At 41.7% G+C, this 26625-nt stretch carries 24 protein-coding genes and 2 pseudogenes; 9 read left to right on the forward strand and 17 right to left on the reverse strand.

Annotated features, from left to right (window positions below; all coding sequences use genetic code 11):
• Positions 1-43: 43 nt before the first annotated feature.
• The 4 genes from phoU to AC0L6H_RS20425 are packed head-to-tail and all read right to left on the reverse strand — an operon-like array spanning position 44 to position 5498.
• Positions 44-766 (reverse strand): phosphate signaling complex protein PhoU, encoded by a 723-nt coding sequence (gene phoU / locus AC0L6H_RS20410; RefSeq protein ID WP_473391194.1) that lies wholly within the window; start codon positions 764-766, stop codon positions 44-46.
• Positions 759-1565: a phosphate ABC transporter ATP-binding protein PstB gene (gene pstB, locus AC0L6H_RS20415; RefSeq protein ID WP_473391195.1), complete on the reverse strand. Its 807-nt coding sequence runs from the start codon at positions 1563-1565 to the stop codon at positions 759-761. The genes phoU and pstB overlap by 8 nt, the downstream gene beginning before the upstream one ends.
• Positions 1566-1570: 5 nt before the next feature.
• Complete coding sequence (pstA, locus tag AC0L6H_RS20420; protein WP_473391196.1) at positions 1571-3181, reverse strand: phosphate ABC transporter permease PstA; 1611 nt, start codon at positions 3179-3181, stop codon at positions 1571-1573.
• Positions 3171-5498 carry an ABC transporter permease subunit gene (locus AC0L6H_RS20425; protein ID WP_473391197.1) on the reverse strand — a complete coding sequence of 776 codons (2328 nt, stop codon included), beginning with the start codon at positions 5496-5498 and terminating at the stop codon, positions 3171-3173. Before AC0L6H_RS20425 ends, pstA begins: the two co-directional genes overlap by 11 nt.
• Before the next feature lie 97 nt (positions 5499-5595).
• Between AC0L6H_RS20425 and AC0L6H_RS20430 the strand changes: the two genes are divergently transcribed.
• The 3 genes and pseudogenes from AC0L6H_RS20430 to AC0L6H_RS20440 all read left to right on the forward strand — a co-directional run bounded on the left by AC0L6H_RS20430 (position 5596) and on the right by AC0L6H_RS20440 (position 9735).
• Entirely contained in the window at positions 5596-6099 is a 504-nt protein-coding gene (locus AC0L6H_RS20430; protein ID WP_473391198.1) for a glycine cleavage system transcriptional repressor, read from the forward strand.
• A gap of 41 nt (positions 6100-6140) precedes the next feature.
• Positions 6141-8205: pseudogene (gene ppk1, locus AC0L6H_RS20435) on the forward strand (polyphosphate kinase 1).
• Entirely contained in the window at positions 8206-9735 is a 1530-nt protein-coding gene (locus AC0L6H_RS20440) for a Ppx/GppA phosphatase family protein (protein ID WP_473391199.1), read from the forward strand. It begins immediately after the preceding pseudogene.
• Between the two features lie 78 nt (positions 9736-9813).
• Here the strand turns inward: AC0L6H_RS20440 and AC0L6H_RS20445 are convergent, their stop codons facing one another.
• The 4 genes from AC0L6H_RS20445 to tkt all read right to left on the reverse strand — a co-directional run bounded on the left by AC0L6H_RS20445 (position 9814) and on the right by tkt (position 15076).
• On the reverse strand, positions 9814-10710 hold the full coding sequence (locus tag AC0L6H_RS20445) for a fructose bisphosphate aldolase (RefSeq protein WP_473391200.1): 897 nt from the start codon (positions 10708-10710) through the stop codon (positions 9814-9816).
• A 92-nt stretch (positions 10711-10802) separates the two neighbouring features.
• On the reverse strand, positions 10803-11975 hold the full coding sequence (locus AC0L6H_RS20450; RefSeq protein ID WP_473391202.1) for a phosphoglycerate kinase: 1173 nt from the start codon (positions 11973-11975) through the stop codon (positions 10803-10805).
• A 77-nt stretch (positions 11976-12052) separates the two neighbouring features.
• A complete protein-coding gene (epd, locus tag AC0L6H_RS20455) occupies positions 12053-13069 on the reverse strand; it encodes an erythrose-4-phosphate dehydrogenase (protein WP_473391204.1) in 1017 nt (338 codons plus the stop codon).
• A 9-nt stretch (positions 13070-13078) separates the two neighbouring features.
• The gene (gene tkt, locus AC0L6H_RS20460; protein WP_473391205.1) at positions 13079-15076 is read right to left on the reverse strand and encodes a transketolase; all 1998 of its coding nucleotides are present in this window, start codon (positions 15074-15076) and stop codon (positions 13079-13081) included.
• A 430-nt stretch (positions 15077-15506) separates the two neighbouring features.
• Between tkt and metK the strand changes: the two genes are divergently transcribed.
• Both metK and AC0L6H_RS20470 read left to right on the forward strand, forming a co-directional pair.
• The gene (metK, locus tag AC0L6H_RS20465) at positions 15507-16658 is read left to right on the forward strand and encodes a methionine adenosyltransferase (protein WP_473391207.1); all 1152 of its coding nucleotides are present in this window, start codon (positions 15507-15509) and stop codon (positions 16656-16658) included.
• Between the two features lie 65 nt (positions 16659-16723).
• Positions 16724-17521: a M48 family metallopeptidase gene (locus AC0L6H_RS20470; RefSeq protein WP_473391208.1), complete on the forward strand. Its 798-nt coding sequence runs from the start codon at positions 16724-16726 to the stop codon at positions 17519-17521.
• A 164-nt stretch (positions 17522-17685) separates the two neighbouring features.
• Here AC0L6H_RS20470 and AC0L6H_RS20475 read toward each other — a convergent pair whose 3' ends face one another.
• Positions 17686-18510, reverse strand: coding sequence for a mechanosensitive ion channel family protein (locus AC0L6H_RS20475; RefSeq protein WP_473391209.1), 825 nt, complete (start codon positions 18508-18510; stop codon positions 17686-17688).
• A gap of 803 nt (positions 18511-19313) precedes the next feature.
• Here AC0L6H_RS20475 and AC0L6H_RS20480 point away from each other — a divergent pair.
• From AC0L6H_RS20480 to ruvX, 4 genes are all read left to right on the forward strand, one after another.
• Positions 19314-20042: a 16S rRNA (uracil(1498)-N(3))-methyltransferase gene (locus tag AC0L6H_RS20480; protein WP_473391211.1), complete on the forward strand. Its 729-nt coding sequence runs from the start codon at positions 19314-19316 to the stop codon at positions 20040-20042.
• 109 nt (positions 20043-20151) lie between these two features.
• A complete protein-coding gene (gshB, locus tag AC0L6H_RS20485) occupies positions 20152-21099 on the forward strand; it encodes a glutathione synthase (protein ID WP_473391212.1) in 948 nt (315 codons plus the stop codon).
• Between the two features lie 14 nt (positions 21100-21113).
• Positions 21114-21689: a YqgE/AlgH family protein gene (locus tag AC0L6H_RS20490; RefSeq protein ID WP_473391214.1), complete on the forward strand. Its 576-nt coding sequence runs from the start codon at positions 21114-21116 to the stop codon at positions 21687-21689.
• 52 nt (positions 21690-21741) lie between these two features.
• A complete protein-coding gene (gene ruvX / locus AC0L6H_RS20495; protein ID WP_473391215.1) occupies positions 21742-22179 on the forward strand; it encodes a Holliday junction resolvase RuvX in 438 nt (145 codons plus the stop codon).
• Positions 22180-22207: 28 nt separating this feature from the next.
• Here ruvX and AC0L6H_RS20500 read toward each other — a convergent pair whose 3' ends face one another.
• The 8 genes and pseudogenes from AC0L6H_RS20500 to AC0L6H_RS20535 all read right to left on the reverse strand — a co-directional run bounded on the left by AC0L6H_RS20500 (position 22208) and on the right by AC0L6H_RS20535 (position 26624).
• Entirely contained in the window at positions 22208-22531 is a 324-nt protein-coding gene (locus AC0L6H_RS20500; protein ID WP_473391216.1) for a putative signal transducing protein, read from the reverse strand.
• Positions 22532-22739: 208 nt separating this feature from the next.
• Complete coding sequence (locus tag AC0L6H_RS20505) at positions 22740-23282, reverse strand: hypothetical protein (RefSeq protein WP_473391217.1); 543 nt, start codon at positions 23280-23282, stop codon at positions 22740-22742.
• A gap of 151 nt (positions 23283-23433) precedes the next feature.
• The gene (locus tag AC0L6H_RS20510) at positions 23434-23697 is read right to left on the reverse strand and encodes a hypothetical protein (protein WP_473391219.1); all 264 of its coding nucleotides are present in this window, start codon (positions 23695-23697) and stop codon (positions 23434-23436) included.
• Positions 23698-23841: 144 nt separating this feature from the next.
• Positions 23842-24318, reverse strand: coding sequence for a type II toxin-antitoxin system YhaV family toxin (locus tag AC0L6H_RS20515; protein WP_473391220.1), 477 nt, complete (start codon positions 24316-24318; stop codon positions 23842-23844).
• A gap of 2 nt (positions 24319-24320) precedes the next feature.
• A complete protein-coding gene (locus tag AC0L6H_RS20520) occupies positions 24321-24650 on the reverse strand; it encodes a type II toxin-antitoxin system PrlF family antitoxin (RefSeq protein WP_473391221.1) in 330 nt (109 codons plus the stop codon).
• Positions 24651-24777: 127 nt separating this feature from the next.
• A pseudogene (locus AC0L6H_RS20525) lies at positions 24778-24867 on the reverse strand (IS6 family transposase); the annotation flags it as partial.
• Between the two features lie 116 nt (positions 24868-24983).
• A complete protein-coding gene (locus AC0L6H_RS20530; protein ID WP_473391223.1) occupies positions 24984-25484 on the reverse strand; it encodes a GNAT family N-acetyltransferase in 501 nt (166 codons plus the stop codon).
• A gap of 18 nt (positions 25485-25502) precedes the next feature.
• On the reverse strand, positions 25503-26624 hold the full coding sequence (locus tag AC0L6H_RS20535; protein WP_473391224.1) for a PilT/PilU family type 4a pilus ATPase: 1122 nt from the start codon (positions 26622-26624) through the stop codon (positions 25503-25505).
• Position 26625: the final 1 nt, after the last annotated feature.

Raw genomic sequence — 26625 nt, forward strand, 5'->3', positions numbered from 1 at the left:
AACCTCAAAAAAAGAATTGCTTGTAAACTCTACTAAAGTTGTTTCATTTCAACAGTTTCTTCACCGTCTTTTTCATGCTTGCGCTGTTTAAATCACGACCATAGGTTAAATAAATGACGTATTCGCAAATATTTTTACAACGATCTCCTATGCGTTCAAATGAGCGAATAGCCCAAAGAACATCCATCCATACGGCGAAGTCTTGCTCAGAAGACTGTATTTCAGTTGCAGTTTGCTCGAGTACTTTTTTATACACTCGGTCAATTTGAGTATCTTGCTGATATGCCAAGACTGCCGCTTTGTCATCCTGACGCGCAAAGGCATCAAAGGTTGCGCGCATCATTGCCACATTTCGATTGCCTATATCCATCATTCCAGAAAGTACGATGTCAGAATTTGGTAAACGGTTCTTGGTCACAAGCTTGGCTACTCTGGCAATTTCGTCGCCAATACGCTCAATGTCGGTGGCAGTTTTAGAAACTGTCATGATTAGGCGTAAATCCCCCGCGGTTGGATTACGTTTAGCAATGATGCGCATGCACTCTTGCTCTACCTGAGATTCCATAGAATCGACACGACTATCGTTCAGCGCCACGCGTTCGGCTAAGCTGGGCGCATTTTCCTTCAATGCAACTAAAGTATTTACCAATTGTTGCTCAATTACTCCGCCCATGGTCAACACAGAATGCTTCAAATTCTCAAGCTCCTGATTAAATTTCGCTGAGATATGGGTATTTAATTGAATTTGACGCCTTATTTTATCCATAACGACCCGTTATGTAGTCTTCTGTTTGTTGTTTATTTGGCATAGTAAAGAGTGAATCACTGTCTGAATATTCAATTAGCTCTCCTCTATGAATAAAGGCGGCATAATCAGATACCCGGGCTGCTTGTTGCATGTTATGAGTAACAATAACCACGGTGCATTGCTTTTTAAGTGACACCATCAACTCTTCTATATACAAGGTTGTCAAAGGGTCTAGAGCTGATGTCGGTTCATCTAAGAGGAGTATTTTAGGTTCTAGCGCTAATGCACGGGCAATCATCAAGCGTTGCTGTTGCCCACCTGACAAAGTGAGCGCAGACTCAAACAGTCTATCTCGAACTTCATCCCAAAGAGCAGCCCTTGTGAGCGCTTTTTCTACACTATCATCCAAAACACGACGACGTTTTTCACCTTGAATGCGTAAACCAAAGCTGACATTATCGTAAATACTCATAGGGAAAGGATTGGGGCGTTGAAATACCATACCTATTTGGGTACGTAATTTTGAAACCACTTCGCGTTTATCGTAAACATTTCTGCCGTCTATCCAAACTTCACCGCTAACTTCATGCTTGCGTACAAATTCATTCATGCGGTTAAAGCTGTTTAACAAGGTCGTTTTGCCGCAACCACTTTGACCAATTAATGCCGTGATTTTATTTTTAGGGATGCGAATATTAATATTATTGATGACCTTTTTTGAATTAAGCGACACCGACAAATTGCGCACATCAATACTCGTCTGTTCTTTCGAAAACTCATCTACCGAAATGACTTCTCGTTCAAATAGTTTAAACATCTTCGCTATAATCGCTCATATTTGTTGCGCAGTTTATTACGTAACACAATTGCTGATAAATTGAGTAAAAGTACAATGATAAGTAAAAGCATACAAGTAGCAAACATTAATGATGCAGTTTGCGATTCTGTTTGATTGTGAAACGCCCCATCATATACAAATACACCCAAATGCATAAATTGACGTTCTAAATGAACATAGGGAAACTCATTATCAATTGGTAAGGTTGGCGCAAACTTTACTGCGCCTACCAAAATAAGAGGAGCTACTTCACCAGCTGCTCGTGCTACGGCTAAAATAACACCCGTTAAAATCCCTGGACTTGCCATTGGCAATACTACTTTCACTATCGTTTCATACTTTGTCGCGCCTAAGGCCAGCGCACCAGTACGTAAATTATTAGGCACGCGCCTTAAACCTTCCTCAGTCGCCACTATTACTACTGGCAAGGTCAAAATTCCCATGGTCAGTGATGCCCAAAGCAAACCAGGCGAGCCAAAGGTTGGCGAGGGCAGTTTATCAGCATAAAATAAGCTATCGATTGAGCCGCCTAATGCATAGACAAAAAAACCGAGTCCAAAAACACCGTACACCACTGACGGCACGGCTGCCATATTACTCACGCATATTCGAATACTCGCGGTCACTTTGTTGTCGGGTGCATATTCGTGTAAATAAATAGCCGAAATAGCCCCAAAAGGCGTAACTAACAGCGCCATTATCAAGACCATTAATAAGGTACCAAAGATGGCTGGGAAAACTCCCCCACTGGTGCCCGCATTTTTCGGGGAATCTGTCAAAAAGACATAAACTTGGTTTAGGCTATAGCCAATTGATTGCCACCACGTAAGCTTATTGGGCTGGTAAATATCACGTAGATCATTTATCCCAATTACAATGACTTCCCCTGAATCTTGTCGAAAATTGATTTTGTGTTTATCTATTTGCATTATTATGTCACTGGCATATGTTTGCCATCGCGTAAAGTCATCTATTTTACGCTCATACAATGGGGTTTCTTTTGCTACTTCCTTGTTATTTAAGTCATTAATCTCTTTATGTAACGGCGCTAGGTGCAGAATTTGTATTTCTTGTAAATTTTGCTGCAGGCGTTCTACGGTAGACTTTAGCGCGCTTAATTCGTTTAGATTTTCGGTAGTATGCTCACCATCTAGTAGGCTTACAAATTCGCCAACATAACGTTGTCCAGACTGCGTCGTCAATAAATAAAGGTTATCTGCAGGCGTCACTAGGGCTTTTGGTTTTACCTGATCCCGCGCAAGATATTGACTATCTAATTTTTGTTGTAAGCTATCTGTTAGCTCATCTATCGACAAGTGGCTAAGTAGGTATTCGGTTTTAACTTCATTGGTCAACGCACCTCTACTGGGCTCAGACTCGTCTGCTTGCGTAAAGTGTGTGCGCACCTCGTAAGTAGACATAGGTAGAAAATAACGGCCGCCTTGTACACCAACAAAGGTAAATATGCCAATCAAAGCTAGTAATATAATGGCGCAAGCTAGCACCACTAGTACTTCCAACAAAGATTGCGAGAAACGCGCGAAATAGTCATCTTGTTGTGACCAAGACGGAAAAAACCGTATTTTATTCTGCATCTCTATGCATCCTTCGTTTTAGTACGGCCGCAATGGTATTGACCACAAAGGTAAAAACAAAAAGGATGGCCGCGGTGAAGAACAAAATATGATAAATCGTGCTATCAACTTGGGCTTCTTGTAGTTCTATCGCAAGATTCGACGTTAAAGTCCGCAAACCAGATAGTAAATCCCAATTCGCTATGGGTGTATTGCCCGTCACCATAAGGACTATCATGGTCTCCCCAAATGCCCTGCCAAAACCCAACATAACCGCCGATATAATACTAGGTAAAGCCACTACTAAGACAACCTTTAATAAGGTTTGTGTCTGTGTTGCTCCCAATGCAAACGACGCTTGTTTGACCCCCTCTGGCACCTCAAACAAAGCATCGTCAATCAGCGTATAAATAGTAGGTGATATAGCGACACCTAGCGCCAATGACACGACTATGGCGGTCTTTGATAAACTAATTTGGGATGCTGAATCGACGATAGAGAAATGAGCGTTATCAATAGACCAATCAGTGATGAATAAGCTGAGTGAAAAAATGAGAAAGACTGCTAATAATAACAAAAGAGCATTAATTGGAAGTTGCCAACCACGCAACAGATGAAATACCGACTTTGTTTGTAAATACCCGTGAAGTGCCGCGATGCTTAAAATGACAAAAGGCAGTAGAATGATCACGGTGACTATCGAAAGCAGATATTGTTCAGCAAAGGGTGCCAGCCATATTGCGGCGATAAAACCAATCACAACTGATGGGATAGCCTCAAGCATCTCAATACTCGGCTTGATCAAGTTTCTCAGTTTAGGACTAGCAAAATAAGCAGTATAAATGGCCGCGCCAAGTGCCAAAGGCAAGGCCACGACTAATGCTAATATCGACGCCTTCAAACTTCCCATTATTAAGGGTACTACGCTGTATTTAGGTGATTGAGTTGCACTGGAAACGGAGGTTTGCCAAATATAAGCTTCGTCTGCATAGCCAGCATAATCGTTTTTGCCAAATAAAATTTGCATGCTCGTCATGCCCTGTAGATCATTTATAAGGTAGCGTGCAAATCCATCTTGGTAAGTCAGCAAAAGATGGCCTTGAGCATAGTGAATGTTTTGAATAGGGCCAGACAAATCAGCACTATATTTGATATCCCCCGTTACCACGTTCATCAGCACAAATGCGCCCAATTCATCCACAAAAAGTCCTGCATTATGTCGTAAATCAAAGGCAGTAAGCAGCTTTGCTTGGCCAAATTCTGGAGCCATAGGCAACGACAATGTTTCTCGCAGTAAAAACTGGCCTGATTGATTAACAAGCGTGAATTTTTTAAGTATTACTTTGTTGTTTGCGGTTTCAGACACTTTGGCGCTACTGTACTCACCCTCTTTGTTTTTCTGGTGCATGCTAATACGAACAAATATATCTAGAAAAGAAGGTGATTGACTCAAAGCACTAATTGTCACGTCAGCCGAAGGCTGATCATTAAAAGCAGCAATAAAATCCTTATTTATGTCGTCATCAGCCAATGAAAAGCGCTGAATAATATCCATATCCCTGTTGTACATCAAAAGTTCGGTGTGCGTAGCGACTAGCACTTGCGAAAATTTTGTCAATGCGAGTACATGTAGCGCATTTTTATATTCTCGCACTATCGGGGCATCCAAACTCGACAAATGATGTGTTAGGGTAAGTATTGATGGTTCTAAAAACGCACTCGCTACTGCCTTGTGCGCTGAATTTGCTGCAAACTCCTTGTTAACATTGCGTTGTATAAACAAAGTATTTTGGATTAATGATACTTGCCATGTATTTATTGAAGCGGCCGTAAATTGCTCAGGTAAAGCAAGCGAACTTTTCAGGGTAAGTGCATACAAAGTATCTAGGTAGTAAATTTCTAGTACCCTGTCATGCAACATCAATACATATTGATTTTGCTCACCAGCTAAAGCAATGATTTTCTTGCTACAATCGGGGGCAAATTGCTTAAGGATTTCGACTTTTTGATGACCTGATATGAGGCCTGAATCCTTAATACTGTCTGCTTTATGGCCAACCAAGGAACTTAATACTAGTGAACACTCTTGGGTACTCACATATATTGCTTTCCCGCCAAGGTTAAGGGTGCCAATATTACTACCCGCCAAAGGACTCTTAGCTTTGTGTGTTTTTTCAGCTTCTGGTGAAGCTAACAGGGGCATTGCATTGCTCAGAATATGTAATACCAAGGTAGCGAAAACAGCTAAAACTAGCAGGCCAAACAAGGTCACTATTGAGCGAAAAATAAAATCCTTACGAGCGCGGTTTTTTTCGAATTGGTCAGTTTTGCTTTTCATTACATAGAATTGGGTTTACATTTCAGTAAACCAGATAAGATTTTGCAATTATCAGAACACTTTACCGACCACAAATCAACTACAAGGAAACAAGAATATGCAAGCCATGGTACTTTCAATCATTGGTAAAGATAAATCAGGCTTAGTGGATGATGTCGCCAACGCAGTAGCAAAAGCAGAGGGAAATTGGTTACGCAGCAGTTTTTGCCACTTGGCTGGACACTTTGCGGGCTTTGTCGAAGTGACATTGCCCAAAGAAAACCAAAACAAGCTAGTAAGCGATTGTCATGCTCTATCAAACCTACAAATCACATTATTACCAGCCAACGAGTATGCAGTCGCTGATACCAAACAGTCTATAATTAAGGTAACAGGAAACGACCGCAAAGGCATAGTTAGAGATGTTACCGGCGCTTTAACGTCGTTTGATGTCAATATTGTTGAACTCGACACCAAATGTGAAAGTGCCCCGAACTGGGGAAATCTGCTTTTTACCGCAAATATTGTGGTCGAAACACCAAAAGCCTTTGAAACGGCGAAGTTACGTGACGCAATAGAAGATATTGCCGATGATTTAATGGTAGACTTAAAGAATAAGTAAGACTTGGTAAATGTGATTAAAAACAAGGAATTGTCACGAATATGAGCGCTATGTATTTTCCTAAAGAAATTAGCTGGCTTGCGTTTAATGAACGCGTTTTACAAGAAGCTGAAGATGTAAACACCCCCTTAGTAGAGCGGATACGGTTTTTGGGTATTTACAGTAATAATCTTGACGAATTTTATCGTGTCCGTGTAGCCGACGTTAAGCGCCTAATTACCATTAGCCAAAACGAAGAACAACTTGACGAAGCCCAAGCTCTGATTGAGTTGTTGACGCAAATACAGAAGAAAGTAAAAGGCTTATCTGAAAAAGTTTGACTTAATTCATCGTAAAATCACCAAAGAGCTGCAACGCTACAACATCTTTATTTTGCATCACACTCAACTGAGCGCCGCACAAACTGAATGGGTACAAGACTATTTTCGCAATCATGTACTGTTGCACGTTGCACCGATTCTGCTAGACAACAAGGTGCAACTTATTCAGCGTCTTAACGATAGCTCGGTTTATTTGGATGTCGCTTTGTATCGTCCTGGACGAAATACTAAATATGCGGTAGTTGAAATTCCAACCAGTGCAATGAGTCGCTTTATTGTGCTGCCGCCAGAGCGTACGCGTAAAAAGAAGCAAATTATCTTACTTGATGACGTGATTAAACTGTGCATCCATGAAATTTTTAGAGGCTTCGTAAAATTTGAAACCGCAGAAGCCTACTCATTTAAAATAACGCGCGACGCCGAGTACTCAATTAACGACGAAATAGACGAAAGTTACGTAGAGAAAATGTCTGAAAGTATGAAGCAGCGTCTTATTGCAGAGCCAGTGCGTATCATTCACGATTTTGGTATGCCCGATGAAATGGTATCGGATTTACGTAAACGCTTGCGAATATCGTCGGTAGATACCATTCAATCGGCTGGCCATTACCGCAATTTTAAAGATTTTATCGGCTTTCCTAATGTAGGACGAGCCTACTTAGAGCATGTTACCTTGCCGCGTATACGCAGCAGATTGTTTGCTGCCCACGACACCGTGTTTGAAGCCATCAACAAACAAGATATTCTTCTCTATTACCCCTATCATGACTTTTTGCATTTTACCGAATTTGTCCGCCAAGCAGCGTTTGACCCAATGGTGAAACATATAAGATTGAACATGTATCGTGTTGCGAAAGGTTCTCGTATTATCAGTTCATTGGTGGATGCTGTTGATAATGGTAAAAAAGTCACGGTAGTGGTTGAGCTAAGAGCGCGATTTGACGAAGAGAATAACATCGCTTGGTCTAAACGCATGACCGATGCGGGCATAAAAGTTGTGCTAGGAAATCCGTCGGTCAAGATCCACAGTAAGCTTTGTATTGTCACGCGCGAGGAACGCGGCAAAGTGCGCCATTATTCACATTTTGGCACGGGTAACTTCAATGAAAAAACCGCTCGTATTTATACCGATTTCTCTTTATTCACTTGTAACGATGAACTTGGCTTAGAAGGTATTGAAGTATTCGAAATGATTCAAAATCCTTATCGTAAGTATCGATTTAACCACCTTCAAGTTTCGCCTATAAATGCGCGCAGTAAAATACAATCTTTGATACGCCAAGAGATTCAGCGCAATACCGAAGGAAACGATGCCCGAATTACGATTAAATTAAACAACTTAGTTGACCAAGAGCTTATTGACGATTTGTATAGGGCCTCGCAGGCAGGCGTCAAAATAAGAATGATTTGTCGCGGTATGTGCTCATTAATCCCCGGTATAAAAGGAATGAGCGAAAATATTGAGGTTATCAGCATAGTCGATCGTTTCTTAGAACACCCGCGCATTATGGTGTTTGAGAACGGCGGAGATCGTAAGGTATTCATTTCCTCTGCTGACTGGATGACTCGCAATATGGATTATCGTATCGAAGTAGGTTGTCCTGTTTATGATGAAAACGCCAAACAAATGATCGTAGATTTAGTCGAGCTTCAATTTCAAGATACCTTAAAAGCACGTGTTATCGACGCCGAGCAAACAAACAAATATGTGAAACGGGGCAATCGCAAAAGCCTTCGATCACAAATGCAAACCCACGAATATTTGACAAAAAAAGAGGTGCTGTAATTGAGTGACTTGTATGAAGTATTTGACGATAGTCAACAAACCAAGGCAGAACTCTATGCCGCACTCGATTTAGGCTCTAATAGTTTTCATTTAGTCGTCGCCAGAGTGGTATCTGGAGCAGTTCAAATAATTAGCAAGGTAAAACAAAAGGTACGTTTAGCCGAAGGTCTAGACAGCGACAATCGACTTTCAAGTGACGCCATCGCCCGAGGTGTTGCTGTACTAGAAAACATGAAAGAATCAATGCAAGGGATTGAACCTAGAGCGGTTCGTATCGTTGCAACACATACCTTAAGACGCGCGAAAAATGCCCACGAATTTTTAATGCAAGCGCGCAAAGTTTTTCCCTTCCCTATTGAAATCATTTCAGGAAACGAAGAAGCCAGACTTATTTTTGTGGGCATAGGTAGCAATTCTTCAAACAATCTCGATCGTTTAATTTTTGATATTGGTGGTGGCTCTACAGAGTTTGCTATTGGTAGCGGAATAGAACCTAAAATTACAAAAAGCATTCAAATGGGTTGCGTCAGTTATCAACAGCGATTCTTCAGCTCTGGTGAAATAACCAAAGACGCAACGCGAAGAGCCGTTACTGCAGCCAAAGTTGAGCTAGAGCTTGCTGCGATAAACTTAAACCGCTTTAAGTGGGAGCAAACAGTGGCAAGTTCGGGCACAGCAAGAGCGGTTTGCGCAGTGATTAATACCAAAAAAGGTCGCGCTTTGGATGCGACAGTTAACTATCAAGAACTGATAGATTTATTGTCTGAATCCACACAACTAGGTCATAGCGATGCATTAAATTACGAAGGATTGAGCGACGACCGCCGGCCTGTTTTCATTGCTGGCTTGTGTATCGTTATTGGCATTTTCCAATCGCTCAAAATAACAGAAATGGTCTTTAGTGAAGCTGCCCTCAGAGAAGGTGTGCTCTACGAAATACAACCTAATCATAGTAGTCAAAATGTACGCGTGCGAACAGCACAAAGCTTAGCAACACGTTATGTAATAGACACCAACTATGCTCACAAAGTACTTAGTACAGGCATGCATATCTTTGACAAAGTAAAAGACAAATGGGAACTGCATGAGGCCTCTTTACGACATCTACTAGGCTGGGCAGCCTTGTTGCATGAAGTTGGCCTACAAATACATTCTCGAGGCATTCAAAAGCACTCTAGCTATATCCTTCAGCATTCTGAAATGCCCGGATTCAATCAAGACCAACAGCAAATAATTGCCTTTTTGGTGCGCTTTCACAGAAAGAAAATACGCAAAGAAGATATACTCAAAGAAACAAGTATTAGTGAAAGACAGTTAGTCAAGCTGCTGGTTATTTTGCGTTTGGCGGTATTACTTAATATTAATCGTCTCCAGACAAGCTTGCCTGAATTCACAATAGACGTTGACGGTGATGACGTAAAATTGGGGTTTGCCCAAGAATGGTTTGAACTCTCTCCCTTGTTGTTGGCAGATATTGGTCGTGAAAATAGCTATTTGAAGAGTTTGGATATTCACTTGACCTTGCTTTAAAAAGCACAATTAGTCGGTATACAAAAAAGCACCCTTGCTGGGTGCTTTTTAATGTGATTAAGAAATCATAGGACGCAACTAGCTAGCAGATGCGTCATATATTCCTTGAATTGTTTTGTCTAATTCAGCGTTGAAATCTTCATCAGACTGCTGAGCGCTTAAGCCTTGCGTCAAAGCACGTGAGAAGCTCGCAATCATACCTTTGTTTTCACTCAAGCGTTTGTTAGCCTCATCTCGGTTGTATCCGCCCGATAAAGCGACTACCTTCAACACTTTAGGATGCGCAACTAAATCAGCATAAAAGTCAGCTTGTTCAGGTAAGGTCAGTTTAAGCATGACCATTTGATCGCCTAAGGCATCTAATTGCTCAAGAATAGCTGATTTAAGTAAGGCTTCAGCTGCCGCTTTCTCAGGACTGTGAATATCAACTTCAGGCTCGATGATTGGCATTAAACCGGCGGCAAGTATTTGCTTACCCACTTCAAACTGCTGAGCAACAACAGCATCAATACCGGTTTTGTTTGCCATTTTGATAACCGAACGCATTTTTGTTCCAAACACGTCTTGCGCGTTCGCTTTTGCTAATAGTGCGTCCAAATCGGGAATTGGCTTCATCACTTGCACGCCATTTTCTTCATCACTAAGGCCTTTGTCGACCTTCAAGAAAGGCACGATATTTTTATTGTCCCATAAGAAACGTGCTGAAGATTTCCCTTCTATGTCTCGATCAAGCGTGTTTTCAAATAAAATTGCGCCAAGTACACGCTCACCATCAAATGATGGACTTGTGATTATTCGTGTACGCATAGCATGCACGCAAGCGAACATTTCTTCGTCATTCGAATATCCAGATTCATCGATGCCGTAAAGGCCCAATGCTTTGGGGGTACTACCACCGCTTTGGTCTAGTGCCGCAATAAAACCTACAGTCGTTTCTACTTTTTCCAACATTGCTTGCTGAGCAGCAGTGGTCATTGTTCGCTCCTTTATCACTTATTTAATAGTGAGTGTGTTGTGTTATTAAGGTATTGGTACTTATCAACTAAATGTTCAAAACTAGTGTGTGATTAGTCTCTATCTAAAATCGCTACCGCGGGCAATGTTTTGCCTTCCAAAAACTCCAAGAAAGCGCCTCCACCAGTAGAGATATATGATACTTTATCAGCAATTCCATATTTGTCGACAGCAGCAAGTGTATCACCACCGCCCGCAATTGAAAATGCATCACTTTGGGCTATAGCATTCGCTATTGCTTTAGTACCTTCTCCAAACTGATCAAATTCAAATACGCCAACAGGACCATTCCATACAATAGTACCGGCATTTTTCAGAATTTCTTCAAGCGCTTTAGCCGACTCTGGACCAATATCAAAAATCATATCATCGTCATTTACATCAGTGACTTGCTTGATTACAGCAGGCTCATCTTTAGAAAATTTAGTCCCTACTACTACATCGCTTGGAATGGGAATGTCGCCGTTGTTATCATGCGCTGCTTTTATAAGCGCCGTGGCTTGGTCAATCAAGTCTAGTTCGACTAAAGACTTACCCACATTATGGCCTTGGGCAGCTATAAAGGTGTTAGCTATGCCACCGCCAACAATTAACTGGTCTACTTTACTCGACAAACTGTCTAACACAGTTAATTTTGTACTTACTTTTGAACCACCTACTATCGCTACCATGGGTCTTGCTGGATTGTCCAAAGCTTTACCAAGTGCTTTTAATTCACCGTCAAGTAAAGGCCCAGCACATACTTGTTTTGCATACTTGGCAACGCCATGAGTACTTGCCTGTGCACGGTGCGCTGTGCCAAAGGCGTCCATCACAAAAATATCACACAAAGCAGCATATTGTTGTGCCAGCGTGTCGTCATTGCTTTTTTCACCTGCATTAAAACGCACATTCTCAAGCAAGACTACTTGACCCGGTTTTACATCAAGCTCTTGCCCCAAATACGTTTTGACTAACGCAACCTCTTGACCCAAGGCTTTGCTTAAATAGTCAGCGACTGCTTGCAATGAGTACTGTGACTCAGGAGTGCCTTCAGTGGGGCGTCCTAAGTGCGACATAAGTAAAACGGCTGCGTTTTTCTCTAACGCCGTTTTTATTGTTGGCAAGGAAGCTTTTAGCCGAGCATCTGAGGTGATAAGGCCGTCTTCGATTGGAACGTTTAAATCCTGTCGAATTAGGACTCTTTGCTGGCTTATATCTAGTTCAATCATGGTACGAATTGGCATAAGGTCTTCCTTTTATCTTTTAAATTTAATTCATGTAGGTGCACTAATAAACCGACATATCAGGTTTATTTGAGCGTTCACTCGTAGCCTACTTTGTGCATATACAAAGCGGTGTCCAACATTCTGTTTGCAAACCCCCACTCATTGTCACACCACACAAGCGTTTTGACTAAGGTTTTATGGCTAACGCGAGTTTGCGTACCATCAACAATGCACGAATGCGGGTTGTGATTAAAGTCTATCGATACTAAAGGTTCTTCAGTGTAATCGATAATATATGCGGGGAAAAAGCGGCCCGCTTCTTTAAGTGTTTGGTTTACCTGCGCTTTTGTTACATCATCACGCAAAGTCACGCTTAAATCCATTGCCGTTACATTGATCGTTGGTACGCGCACAGCAATGGCTTCAAATTTGCCTGCAAACTCAGGCAAAATACGTTCTATGCCCGCAGCAAGTTTTGTATCAACAGGAATAATGGACTGGCTTGCGGCCCGCGTGCGACGCAAATCTGGATGATAAGCATCAATGACTTGTTGGTCGTGCATCGACGCATGAATGGTCGTAATAGTTCCGCTTTGCACCCCAAAGGCTGCATGCAGTGCTTGAATGACCGGGACTATGCAATTAGTCGTGCATGAACCATTCGAGACGATGCTATCTTTGGCTTGCAAACTTTCGTGGTTTACACCGTAAATGATTGTGGCGTCAACGTCCTGACTTGCGGGTTGAGAAAAGAGTACTTTTTTCGCACCAACCGCAATATGTGCTAACGCGTCCGATTTTTCACTGTAAACGCCTGTACACTCAAGGACAATATCTACGTCCAAGGAACGCCAATCAATATCACTGATATTAGCGTGATGTAACAAGTTAATTTTTTGCCCGTCAACCATTAGGCAATTTTCATCTACTTGCACTTGGTATGCAAAGCGCCCGTGAGCAGTGTCATATTTTAATAGGTGAGCCATCGCTTTTGGTTCAGCAATTTCGTTAATTGCCACCACCTGTATATGTTCACCGTACCCATTTTCGAAGAGGGCGCGAACAATGTTGCGCCCTATTCTTCCAAAGCCATTAATGGCTAATTTGAGCAATGTCCTATCCTATTTTGTAAGCGCTAGCGAGGCGTCAACAACGGCTTGGGTAGTAATGCCAAAATGTTTGAACAATTCATCAGCAGGTGCCGACTCACCAAAACTATCCATGCCAATAACGGCGCCATCTAGACCAACATACTTATACCAAGTGTCTTTCGCCAAAGCCTCAATTGCTACGCGCTTAGTGCAAGTAGGAGGTAGAACCGAATCACGGTATTGCTTTGATTGACGGTCGAATAAGGTGGTACAAGGCATTGACACTACGCGCACTGCCTTGCCTTGACCTGTCAACTCTTCAGCCGCTTGAGTGGCTAATTGTACTTCAGATCCAGTTGCAATTAGAATGATTTCAGCCTCTTGTTCTGAATCAACAAGCACGTATGCACCGCGCTCCACGTCTATCAATTGCTGTTGATTACGTGCTTGCTGTGGTAATCCTTGACGGGTAAAAACAAGAGCGGTTGGGCCAGTGTTTCTTTCAATAGCCGCTTTCCACGCTATAGCAGATTCGACTTGATCACAGGGGCGCCACGTATCTAAGTTTGGCGTAGAACGCAAGGCAACTAACTGTTCAACAGGCTGGTGGGTAGGGCCGTCTTCGCCCAAACCAATTGAATCGTGCGTGTACACAAAAATAGCCGGCAGTTTCATTAGCGCCGCCATACGGACAGCGTTGCGCGCGTATTCCATAAACATTAAGAAGGTTGCGCCGTAAGGTTTAAAACCACCGTATAGACTTAGACCATTCATCATCGCAGACATACCAAATTCACGTACGCCATAATAAATGTAATTACCGCTGGCATCATTTGCACTAATGCCTTTGCTGCTGTTGTGAATGGTTAAGTTTGAACCAGCAAGGTCGGCAGAACCACCAAGTAATTCAGGTAAAACAGGCGCGTAAGCATTTAAGGTATTTTGTGAGGCTTTACGAGTCGCAAGCGCTTGCGGATTTTGTTGTAAAGCAGTTATATACTTGTCACAAGTCTTGTTCCAAATATCAGGAAGCGTACCGTTTTTACGACGAACAAATTCAGCCGCTAGCTCAGGAAAGGCTTGCTGATATTGGTTGAACTTGTCTTGCCATGCTTGCTCAGCACTTTCACCTTTTTTCTTAGCATCCCAACCTTCATAAACGTCATTAGGCACTTCAAAAGCAGGGTAAGGCCAGCTAATATTTTCACGTACCAAGGCAATCTCGTCGTCACCAAGTGGTGCGCCATGACAGCCTTCAGTACCTTCTTTGTTTGGCGAACCAAAACCAATGGTAGTTTTGCAGCAAATAAGGGTAGGTTTGCCAGTCTCTTTTTGTGCTTTTGCAATTGCCGCTGAAATATCGTTTGGCTCATGACCATTAACATCAGTAATAACATGCCAACCGTAAGCTTCAAAACGCTTAGGGGTGTCATCAGTAAACCAGCCTTCAACTTCGCCGTCGATTGATATACCGTTGTCATCCCAAAAAGCGATTAACTTATTAAGACCTAAGGTGCCCGCTAAAGAGCATGCTTCATGTGAAATACCTTCCATCAAACAGCCATCACCTAAAAATGCATAGGTAAAGTGGTCAACAATATTGAAGTCTTCACGGTTAAACTGCGCAGCTAATACTTTTTCTGCAAGTGCCATGCCCACAGCATTAGTAATGCCTTGGCCAAGAGGACCGGTTGTGGTTTCTACTCCCGGGGCATATCCGTATTCTGGATGCCCTGGGGTTTTTGAATGTAATTGACGGAAGTTTTTCAGCTCTTCGATGGGTAATTCGTAACCGCTTAGGTGTAAAAGAGAATAAAGCAGCATTGAACCGTGGCCATTTGACAATATAAAACGGTCTCGGTTTGCCCAGTTCGGGTTTTTGGGGTTGTGTGACAAATAATCACACCAAAGCACTTGGGCAATATCAGCCATTCCCATAGGGGCACCAGGATGTCCTGATTTAGCTTGTTGTACTGCATCCATACTGAGTGCACGAACCGCGTTAGCGAGGTGGCGACGAGAAGGCATAACTGCTCCTTAGTAGCAAAAATGAGAACTTATATTGCAGACTATTTCGCGCGTTTTCTTATTGTGGGTGTAATACGCAAATAAGGAGTTCACTACGACAAATCTACTAAGTATAAAGGTTAAATTTTTTTGGACCGCTATTGTTACCCACTAACCCTACTTGTTCAATAATTAAATCTGGTTTTTATGGTCTTTTATCTACTACTTACGATGTATTGCCAATGAATAAAAACCAAATGGTGCTTTGACACGTAACAGAAGCCATATAAACACGAATAGACTTTTAGACGTCTAGACGTAAATACTGGCAAATAATATAAAACGCGTTATACTAGCGCCCATAAAATTCATAAATAATATGAATTAAACCGTATATAAAAGTGCTGTTTCATTAATTCAGCACAAAAATCGACTTATTTTAGGAACAAGCATGACAACACACGTATTTACTTCTGAATCAGTTTCTGAAGGCCACCCAGACAAAATTGCAGATCAAATCTCTGATGCCGTTTTAGATGCTATTTTGACCAAAGATCCGAAAGCTAGAGTCGCTTGCGAGACCTTTGTAAAAACAGGCATGGTATTAGTTGGCGGCGAAATAAACACGAATGCTTGGGTGGATATTGAAGAATTGACCCGTCAAACCGTTAAAGACATTGGTTATGTTCATTCAGATATGGGCTTTGACGGTGAATCATGCGCCGTTTTGAACGCAATAGGCAAACAATCTGCCGACATAAATCAGGGCGTTGACCGCGAAAGTCCTGAAGCACAAGGTGCTGGTGACCAAGGCCTAATGTTCGGCTATGCAAGTGACGAAACTGACGTATTGATGCCGGCGCCGATTACCTACGCTCACCGCCTTGTACAACAACAAGCTAAATTACGTAAAAATGGGACCTTGGACTGGTTGCGACCTGACGCCAAAAGTCAAATCACCTTTATCTACGAAGATAACGTCCCTGTTGGTATCGATGCAGTCGTACTATCAACTCAACATTGCGACAGCGTTTCAACGCAGACTCTGCGTGAAGCGGTTATGGAAGAAATTATCCTACCCACTTTGCCTGCCCAATGGTTAACTAGTAAAACCAAATTTCATATTAACCCAACAGGTCGCTTCGTTATTGGCGGCCCAATGGGTGACTGTGGATTAACGGGGCGAAAGATCATTGTTGATACATACGGCGGCATGGCTCGCCACGGTGGTGGTGCGTTTTCTGGCAAAGATCCATCAAAAGTGGATAGAAGCGCCGCTTATGCAGGCCGCTACGTTGCGAAAAACATTGTTGCTGCAGGCTTAGCGAAACGCTGCGAAATTCAAATATCCTACGCGATTGGCGTTGCTGAGCCTACCTCAATTAGCATCGAAACCTTTGGCACCGGGAAAGTGAGCGAAAGCGTATTGGTAGAATTAGTGAAAACACATTTTGATCTCACCCCTTACGGCCTGATCAAAATGCTAGACCTTGAGCAGCCTATATATAAAGCTACCGCTGCATATGGGCACTTTGGCCGAGACCAATTTCCTTGGGAAGCAACTGATAAAGCCAATACCCTTAAAAGCGATGCAGGTTTATAATACCCACTTAGCATGTCACAATAGTTAAATACTATTGTTGTGATTAGATCAATTAAGGAGTATTTATGAACCGTGTAGTCAAAAAGTGTATGACACTGCTTGCTGCAGCTGTATTAGTAAACGCATGCGCTACCTCACCTACAGGACGTACGCAAGTTTTGCTATTTCCAGATAGTGAACTTTCGGCAATGGGTCAACAAGCCTTTGCCGGCATGAAGTCTGATATTAAGATTTCTCAAACGCCTGTGGAGAATAGGCTGGTCCAGTGCATAGCGCAAAAGCTCTTAGTACATGTTGACGCAAGTGTGTATGAAGGTGAGTGGGAAGTCGTGGTGTTTGACGATGACCAAGTGAATGCCTTCGCGCTTCCTGGTGGTAAAATTGGTGTATATACAGGCCTGTTAAAAGTTGCCACAAACGAACATCAAGTCGCTGCCGTTGTTGGCCACGAAATTGGCCATGTTATTGCTAAGCACGGTAACGAACGCATGTCGAATGACGCGCTTATTGGCATTGGTCAACAAGCAGCAGGCCAGATACTTGCCGCGAATGAAGTAGCGCAAACACCTGCGATTATGCAAGCGTTAGGTGTTGGTCTTCAGTTTGGTGCCTTAAAATATAGCCGTGTGCACGAAAGTGAAGCTGATGAAATTGGCTTAACCCTCATGGCTAAAGCAGGCTTCAAACCAAGTGAAGCGGTGGAGTTGTGGAAAAACATGGCGGCACAAAGCGGCGAGAGTTCACAACCTGAATTTATGTCTACCCACCCTGCGCCAAGCACCCGTATTGAAAACCTAACAAAACAATTGCCAAATGCCCAAGTACTTTACGCTGCAGTGAAAAACAAAGCATCTTGCAGCTAAGCTGCTATCTCAAAGTAATGTGAACTACCCATTGACGCCGCTTCGCGTCGATCAATGGGTTTTCTCGGAAAGTTTCGATAAAAAAACCCCGTTTATGGACCATAAGCGGGGTTTTTGTTAAAAAGTAAATCAACTAACGAGACTTAAGTCTCGCTTATGTTTACTTAGTCGTTCTTATGCACATGCACATCCATTTGCGGATATGGAATAGAAATTCCTTCAGCGTCAAAACGAAGTTTCACCGCTTCTGTAAAATCAAATTTCAAACCCCAAAAATCGCTAGACGCAGCCCAAGGACGAACCACAAAGTTTACGCTACTGTCACCAAGTTCAGAAACCGCAACCATAGGTTTAGGATCGGCAAGTACGCGTGGATCTGCAGCAATCATTTCTTCAAGAATCGTTTTAGCTTTTTTCAGATCATCATCGTAGCCAATGCCAAATACCATGTCTACACGACGTGTTTCTTTAGCACTATAGTTAACAATGTTGCCACCATAGATTGCACCGTTAGGAATGATAATTTCTTTGTTGTCACCCGTGGTCATTAAAGAGGTAAAAATACCGATGCTTTTTACGACGCCTGCAGCGCCACCAGCTTCAACAAAGTCGCCCGCCTTGAAAGGACGGAAAACAAGCAACATTACGCCTGCAGCAAAGTTTGACAACGAACCTTGCAAAGACAAACCAATTGCCAAACCAGCAGCAGCTAGAATAGCAGCAAGTGAAGTCGTATCGACACCTAATTGTCCAAGCGCGGCGATAATAACGAAAACCATTAATAATGCGTTGATAATTGATTTTAAGAAATCAACCAACATGGCATCGTGTTTTGATCTGGCCATTACTTTACCAAAAAGGTTAACCAGAATTTTTACGACTATTTTACCCACTACGTATATCAAAATCGCCATAGCGACATTGATACCAAATGGGATAAGATATTCGTCTAAGTATTTAGTAGCATCATCAGCAGTAAATCCAAACATGGACATATTTCCTTTGTCTATTTTATATATTGAGGTGTTTTATTGTTGGATAAAACGACCATAAATTAATCGCCTCATTCCATTTTTATAATACATTTTCATTTTCTCACAAATATCAAATATATTGAGCGCTAAAATACCAAGTAAACTCAAAAAATTAAACTAATTTATTGTTAAAAGTGCGTAATTACTAACTACAAAATTACTATTTTGCGTATATTCTTCTTATTAAACTGTTATTTATCTAAATTTTTAGCTTGTCAGGACCAACGATAAATATTTTAAAAATTGTAAAGACATATCTGTTGCGTAAGTGACTGGTTTGACTAAAGTTTAAATTTTGTGTAAAAATTTTTGTAATCGCGCGTTCAATTTGCCAAAATAAATAAAGGTAATAATCTCTCATTGGACCTTAATTGAGGGTAGTCAGAAGGATAATTTTCTATGGATACCAGTCTTGTTTTATTATTTGCCACACTTATCATACTTGCTATGCTTGGGCTGTTTGTTTTCTGCCTAACAGAGTCAAAAGGCGAAAATACCCCACACGCTAGGAGACGTTCTTCTAAAAATCAATTATCAAAGATGGCGCTAGGCAAAAACAAGTCCTCAGCGCTAAGAGACGCTAAAGACCTGAAACATCATAAGGTTGCTACACACTTTTAAGCAGAGCCCCTCTTGTTCAACAATATACATAAAAATACGGCCATCGATTAATTGCCATGTAAATTGCTATCTAGGCCATTACCTTTACAACAATTTGCTCTATACTCTGGAATTATTAGCAATCAATTAATTAGTTTATGCGCATTCCAAGATTTTATATCGATGACTTGTTGATCGTCGACCAGCAGATTGAAGTTCCAAGCGAGCTCGCCCATTATATGTCGAATGTATTGCGCTTGCGTGTGGGTACGCCGATCGTCCTATTTAATGGTAATGGAAGTGAATATCCAAGTGAGATAGTCGATATACAAAAACGTAAGGCCAGCGTGTTGATTAACGCTCAAATCAGTATATCACCAGAATCTCCACTGCACTTGCATCTAGGTCAAGGGGTATCAAAGGGTGAGCGAATGGATATCGCCTTGCAAAAAGCGGTCGAACTTGGTGTCAGTGAGATTACTCCTATCATTACAGAAAATTGTAATGTAAAACTCGATCCGTCGCGCTGGGAGAAAAAACATCTTTCATGGCAGAAACTCATTATTGCTGCTTGCGAACAAAGTCAACGCAACGTAATACCTAAACTACATGAAGCCGTAACTATGCACCAATGGCTCGGGCAAACAAGTGAGCTTGACAAAATTATATTAGCGCCAGGAGCTAAGACCTATTTATCAATGCTAACAAAACCGCAAAAGGGTTTTAGGATAGTAATCGGTCCTGAAGGCGGACTCAGCGAGCAAGAAGTGTATACTGCGACTGAAACTGGCTATACACCAGTGAATATAGGAAGCAGGATCTTAAGAACCGAAACAGCGGCGATTGCAAGTTTAGCGATATTGCAAGCAAAATACGGTGATATTTAATAGAAATTGGCAGGATGTTGTTGTAATAAACTAACTTGCCTACCTTGCTTTTATGGCAAAAACCCACACATTTACCTTAAATGCAGTAAACAAACTATAACGAGTAAACATGAGCATTAAACTTGGCATTGTAATGGACCCAATTGAATCCATTAATATAAAAAAAGATACGACGTTCGCTATGATGTTAGAAGCGCAAAAACGAGGCTATGACATTTTTTATATGCAAATAGGTGATCTATACATCGACAATGGTCAACCTCGTGCCAAGGTCACGAAAATTAGCGTTGAAGAAAATCCTGCAAATTTCTACCAAGTTTTAGCTCAAGACGATATTTGCTTGAGCGAATTGTCTGTATTACTGATGCGTAAAGACCCACCGGTAGATAGCCAATTTATATACGCTACGCATATTTTTTCACTGGCCAAGAGCGCAGGTACGCTAGTCGTAAATGATCCCCAAGCCTTACGCGATTTTAACGAGAAATTATTTACGTCACTGTACCCGGATTTTATTCCGCCGACCTTAGTTACCAGTAGTAAGGCGCGTATAAAAGCATTTCACGAAAAGCATCAAGATATTATTGTAAAACCTCTCGATGGTATGGGTGGCACTAGTATTTTCAGAGTTAAGAGCGACGGTGTTAATTTAGGTGTTATTAGCGAAATCATTACGTCTAACGAAACTGTACATGCCATGGTGCAGGCCTACATGCCTGAAATTAAACAAGGTGATAAACGCATCTTATTGGTTGACGGTGAAGTGATCCCATATTGCTTGGCTCGTCTGCCCACCGGCAATGAAACTCGCGGAAATTTAGCCGCTGGCGGCACCGGTGAACCACAAAACGTAAATGACGAAAACATGCTGGTGGCCCAAGCTATCGCAAATGATATGCCTGGCAGAGGTATTTTATTCGTTGGGCTCGATATGATTGGCAACAAGGTAACCGAGATTAATATTACCAGCCCCACATGTGTGAGAGAAATTGAGGCTGCATTTGATATTAACATTTGCGCTAAGCTGTTTGATGCAATTGAAAAGCGGTTGAGCTAAGGAGGCTTTGCGCCATGTCACAAATTAAAACCATTCATAGTTTGCAGAATCATTTTTTGATTGCTATGCCAATATTGACTGACCAATACTTTTCGCGGTCGGTAACTTATATTATTGAGCATAATAGCGAAGGTGCAATGGGCATTGTGATTAATCAACCATCAACTCTTACGTTTAAGGAGTTGATTAACATGACCGATGCCAGTGCAGAAATGAGCGAGGATGCGTACGAAAAGCTAGTGGTTTGCGGCGGCCCAGTTCATCCCGACCGGGGCTTTATCGTTCATTCGACCCAAGGCGCTTATAACTCATCGGTAAACGTTAGCTCAGATATTATGCTTACTACCTCAAAAGACATTTTGAGCGCATTAGGTAAAGAAAATGGCCCTGAAAAGTCCCTCGTTGCCTTAGGTTATGCCGGTTGGGGTGCAGGGCAACTCGAACAAGAAATCCAAGATAACGCGTGGTTAACCATTGAAGCAGACAATGAGATTTTGTTTGAAACACCCATTCACAAGAAATGGCAAGCCGCCGTCAATAAACTTGGTGTAGACGTTTGGCAATTAACCCAAGAAGCAGGCCATGCATGATCATTAGCATGTTAAAAGCTGTGTACTTACCTGCCCTCATAGCGAAAAGTCGATGAATAGTTTTGATGAAAAAGCAAACATTCGCAGTGTTATTGCCTTTGATTTTGGCATGAAAAGCATTGGGCTGGCGATTGGGCAAGCTATCACAAGCACCGCGTCGCCACTACCTGCGATTAGAGCCCAAGATGGCATTCCTAATTGGGACAATTTAGCTAAGCTAATTACTCAGTGGCAGCCCGACGCCTTGCTCGTTGGATTACCGCTGAATATGGACGGTACAGAACAACCCATTACTGCTAACGTAAAACGTTTTGTCGGTAGACTTAAACACAAATATAACTTACCTGTATTCTTGCATGACGAGCGCCTGTCAACTGTAGATGCAAAAGCAAAGTTATTTGAGCTGGGTGGATTTAAAAAGCTCAGTAAAGGCAAAGTGGACAGCGTTTCAGCCGTATTAATCTATGAAAGCTGGGTATTTGCTGACTAAAACTGCCCAACTTACAGCAAAATACTCTTTAGCTTACAGCGGGCTTTTCTTGCTGACATTTCCAGCAAATCATAAACTGACCTTCATTCACTTCATCGCACTTGCTACACTGCCAATCAACATCACTGTTGCTAGTTAATTGCTTTTCTAATTCATCGAGCAGTTGCTGAGCCTTAGGTCGCCACTGACCGTCTATCAACCAGACTTCTGGCAGAGTTTCATGAGGTGGTATTTCGCCGCTCGCACCTTGTATAAATTCGTTTTTCATAAAACAAGGAATATTGGCTTCTTCAAGCATGGCCTTAACTTGACGTGTTTTAACTTGATTATAGTCACTGTAGAACTTTTCCATTTTAACTACCCTAATTCAGCTTCCGACAAATTGGCCGTTTCCAATGCGCTCAGCCCATATTTTTAAACTCATATTGACTCCTGTTTTTTCAACGAACATGACCCCTTGATTTGACCCCTTGATTCTGATTCGAACTTGACCCCTTGATTCGGAAAGAAGTTTAATCAATGCTACATGTATAATAGTTCTCTCGACTAGTTATTCTGATTCAACGTAAACAAGAAATAACGTTCATTTGTTTATCTTGCTTTGTCAAAACTAAAGATTGAGAGTTTGGAAATTCAACGCTGTATTTTAATATTTTCAGTTCTAAATCGAATAGTTCAAGAGTTTCTGAATCAAGAGTATTGAAAGGGTCAGTTATTGCGATAGTATTTGAACTCAGTTGGGTTGACACTAGAACACCATTGTTTAGTGTAAATTTGTATTTGCTTGAATTATGCGAACTTGACCTAAGACCTGTGTTTTTATCGATCAATCTCATAGTTGTCTCAGTAAAAGATAAACTATTCTCAATGTCAAATGACAATGAGTATTCACTTTCGAATTTGAATTTTTTGTCAGATTCGATATCAAACTGACAATGCCAAGAACCACCCAGTTTTTCCAGCATGCCCGTTTCAGATGACATGGAGCCCGAACTAAAAGCCATCACAAATAGGAATGTGCACGACAGTATCAGAATATAGAAAACTTCTAGAGAATGTTTTAAGCGTTCTAAACCAGAAAAATAATATTTGAGCTTATTCATATAATCTAATCCTCTTGCACTTGTTCATTTTCTTCTAATTGTTTGTCTACAACATCTTCTATTGGTTCAGCTAAAGCTGAAGTAGTTTTTCCAATAGCAGCGTTTGTTACCTTTAAAAGCATATCCTTTAAGAAATTTCCGCTTTTTACTCCTAAATCGTCTTTGTAAAGTTAGGCATTTTTTCGGCGCCGTTTGTTGTGTTTAAACCAATGGTAACGTCTATCTGACTTTCATCATTCAATAAATAGTCGCCCCCACTTGCGGCCCCGACAATTAATAAACCGACCTTCTTTCCTGGATTCAGAACATCATTCATGGCTTTGATTTGTTCTGTACCTACTTTTTTGAAATGGTCTTCTTGACTTACTCCTCTCTCCTTTGCAAGTTTCATATGCATTGCATAAACGGCTTGCATATCTTTCCTACCGTCTAGATCAGTAAAGCGATAAGGATTGTTTCGAACATATGGGGTCACTTAAAAGACTGGATCATAGTATAGTGCCAGCATATACAGAAATCGATTTTACGATCCAGCCTTCCTGCTTAGGTATAAATCAAATTACTTTGCAGTAGACGTTAACGAAGAGGCAGATTTTAAAAGAGCGCCCCAATCGTCTGGGGGATTACCAGATGCTAGCATTTTACTAAACACTTTATAAGCATCGTTTTTACTTTCGTATGAGCGTAAGGTCTTTTCGTCATTTACCCAAGCATAGACTATGATTTTAGACGCTTGGTGATATCGAAAAAATAATCGGTATTGCTGAAAAAACTTGGCTCTAAACCAATGTTTGTTGTTGTCACCTAAAGTTGTCCCTTGTCGATATTCTGGTTTTGTCGGGTCTTGCGGGATTAATTCAAATGCCAACTTGTGTATAGCGGCCAATCTTTTTGTGGCGTTTTTCTTTGTGAAACCTGTCGGTTCTTTTGCCTTGAGTTTTTCAACTTTGTCGGTAAGCGCCTCGTATTGCTCAACAAACAGAGGGTGAGCAAATAAGGTCCATCCATTGACAATAACAGGTAGTGGCTTACCCAAGGTTATTCGTCTTCATCACAAAGTTGCGCATCTAAATCAATTTCAACACCGCTTATCAAGTTATCGACTTTGCTCTTCAAAGCCGCGCTTAGAAACTGAATCCGCTCAGGATGATGTTGAATATCTTTACCAAGAAATGATAAAAAAGCATTCAATGCAGGGTCTTCTTTACTTTGTTCGGCACGCGATAAGGTGACACTGCCATTCGATTCTACTGTAAATTTAATCTTATCTTTCTTACCTAAGTGCAGCGCCTTGCGCACAACGCTGGGCACCGTGGTTTGATAACGATCAGTTAAAGTTGATTCTGTTTGCAATGGTAATTGTGGCATTTGTTTGTCCTCAATTTATTTGACATGACAATAGTAATGCATATGCATTACTATTGCTAGTGCTGTTTTCAACAACGGTTAACACAAGCGTTGGTCACTCAACGCGGTGCTGTCAACTTATTGAGTGAGAGTGACCTGATGATTTGAACCGCCGCATTTGTCGCTCCTGCTGCCTAGTAAGCGAATGAGATAACTCACAGCAATTGTTTTCGTACTTGTCGCCTCTAGCGAGTGTCATTGTATTAACTACCATCCATACTTATAGGTTGATGTTTATTAAAACACTATCAGATTTTTGTGCTAATTAGAAAACAGCGAGGGCGATAATCTTGGCTAGGGATTCACTATATCTTCAAGCCATTTGTACATTAAGAGCGCGTCGATAAAGCCATCTTGTGGGTGCTTAAAGGCTTTTGGTAGACGTCCTACAATATCAAAACCAAGTCGTTCCCATAGCCTGATCGCGCCTATATTGCTTGATGCTACAAAGTTAAACTGCATTGCTTTGTAGTTAAGCTCTTTAGCAACTTTTTGTGAGTGCTCGCACATTAAGGTCGCTAAACCTTTGCCTCTAGCCAAAGAAGAGACCATATAGCCGCAGTTGCACACATGCTCGCCAGGCCCCGCTTGATTGGTTTTTATATAGTAAGTCGCTAAGATTTGATTTTCATCTACAACGACATAGGTGGCGCTAGGAGTAGACATCCAGATTCGGAACGCTTCTTCTTTACTTGTGTTTGTCGCGAATGCGTAAGTCTCTCCTGCTTTTACTATTTCATGGAATATTGGCCATATAGCATCGAAGTCTTGGGCGCTAGCTTGCCTAATTTCCATCTTATTCTCACAGTGAGTTTAGTTGTCCATATCTATTGATACGCTTGCCAAAGAACCAAGGGAGCCGGCGTCTTCTTTCGACTCTAATTTAATCATAAGACGTAAATCATTTGGAGAGTCAGCATTGTGCATAGCTTGTTCTTTGGTGATTAAGTTTTGTTGGTATAGGTCAAACAAAGCCATATCGAAGGTTTGCATGCCTTGTTCTTTGCCTTTCATCATTGCTTCTTTCAAACCGCCAATTTCATTGCGTTGAATAAGATCTTTGATTAAAGGCGTATTTAATAGTATCTCAATTGCAGCAACACGACCACTACCATCAACTGTCGGCACGAGTTGCTGAGCAACAATCGCGCGAATATTTTGACTCAAATCGAAACGCAGCTTTGCGTGACTACCAGGAGGTGCTAAATGCATGATACGTTCAATCGCTTGGTTAGCATTGTTTGCGTGCAAGGTAGCCACACATAAATGGCCGGTATCGGCGAATGACATAGCATATTCCATGGTTTCCATAGAGCGTATTTCACCAATTAAAATCACATCAGGTGCTTGGCGCAACGAACTTTTAAGCGCATCGTCAAACGAATGCGTGTCAATGCCCACCTCTCTTTGCGTTACTACACAATTTTGATGTTCATGGACAAATTCGATTGGGTCTTCAATGGTTAGAATATGGCCATGAGAATGTAAATTTCTGTGCCCGATTAGCGCAGCGAGCGAAGTAGACTTACCCGTTCCCGTCCCACCTACAAACAGTACTAAACCCTTTTTGGCCATAATAATGTCTTTTAGTACGGCAGGAAGGCCTAAGTCTTCTGCTTTAGGTATTTCGGTGACAATGCGCCTAATAACCATTCCCGCTTGGTCTCGTTGCCAAAACGCACTGCAACGAAAGCGCCCAATGTCATCTCGGGCGATTGCGAAATTACATTCTTTTTCATTTGCAAAAGCTAGCTTTTGCGCCTCAGTCATACTCTGATGTACTAGGTCAAGCGAGTCTTGCTCACTCAAGCCAATGCTGGTCAGTGGCTCTAGTTTACCGTTAATTTTTGCGCTTACGGGCATGCCAACAGTCACAAATAAATCAGAAGCGTCGTGGGCAACCATATCGGCTAAGCATTGGTCAAGAGTCATCATA

It is taken from the genome of Glaciecola sp. G7-5, from assembly GCF_055808975.1.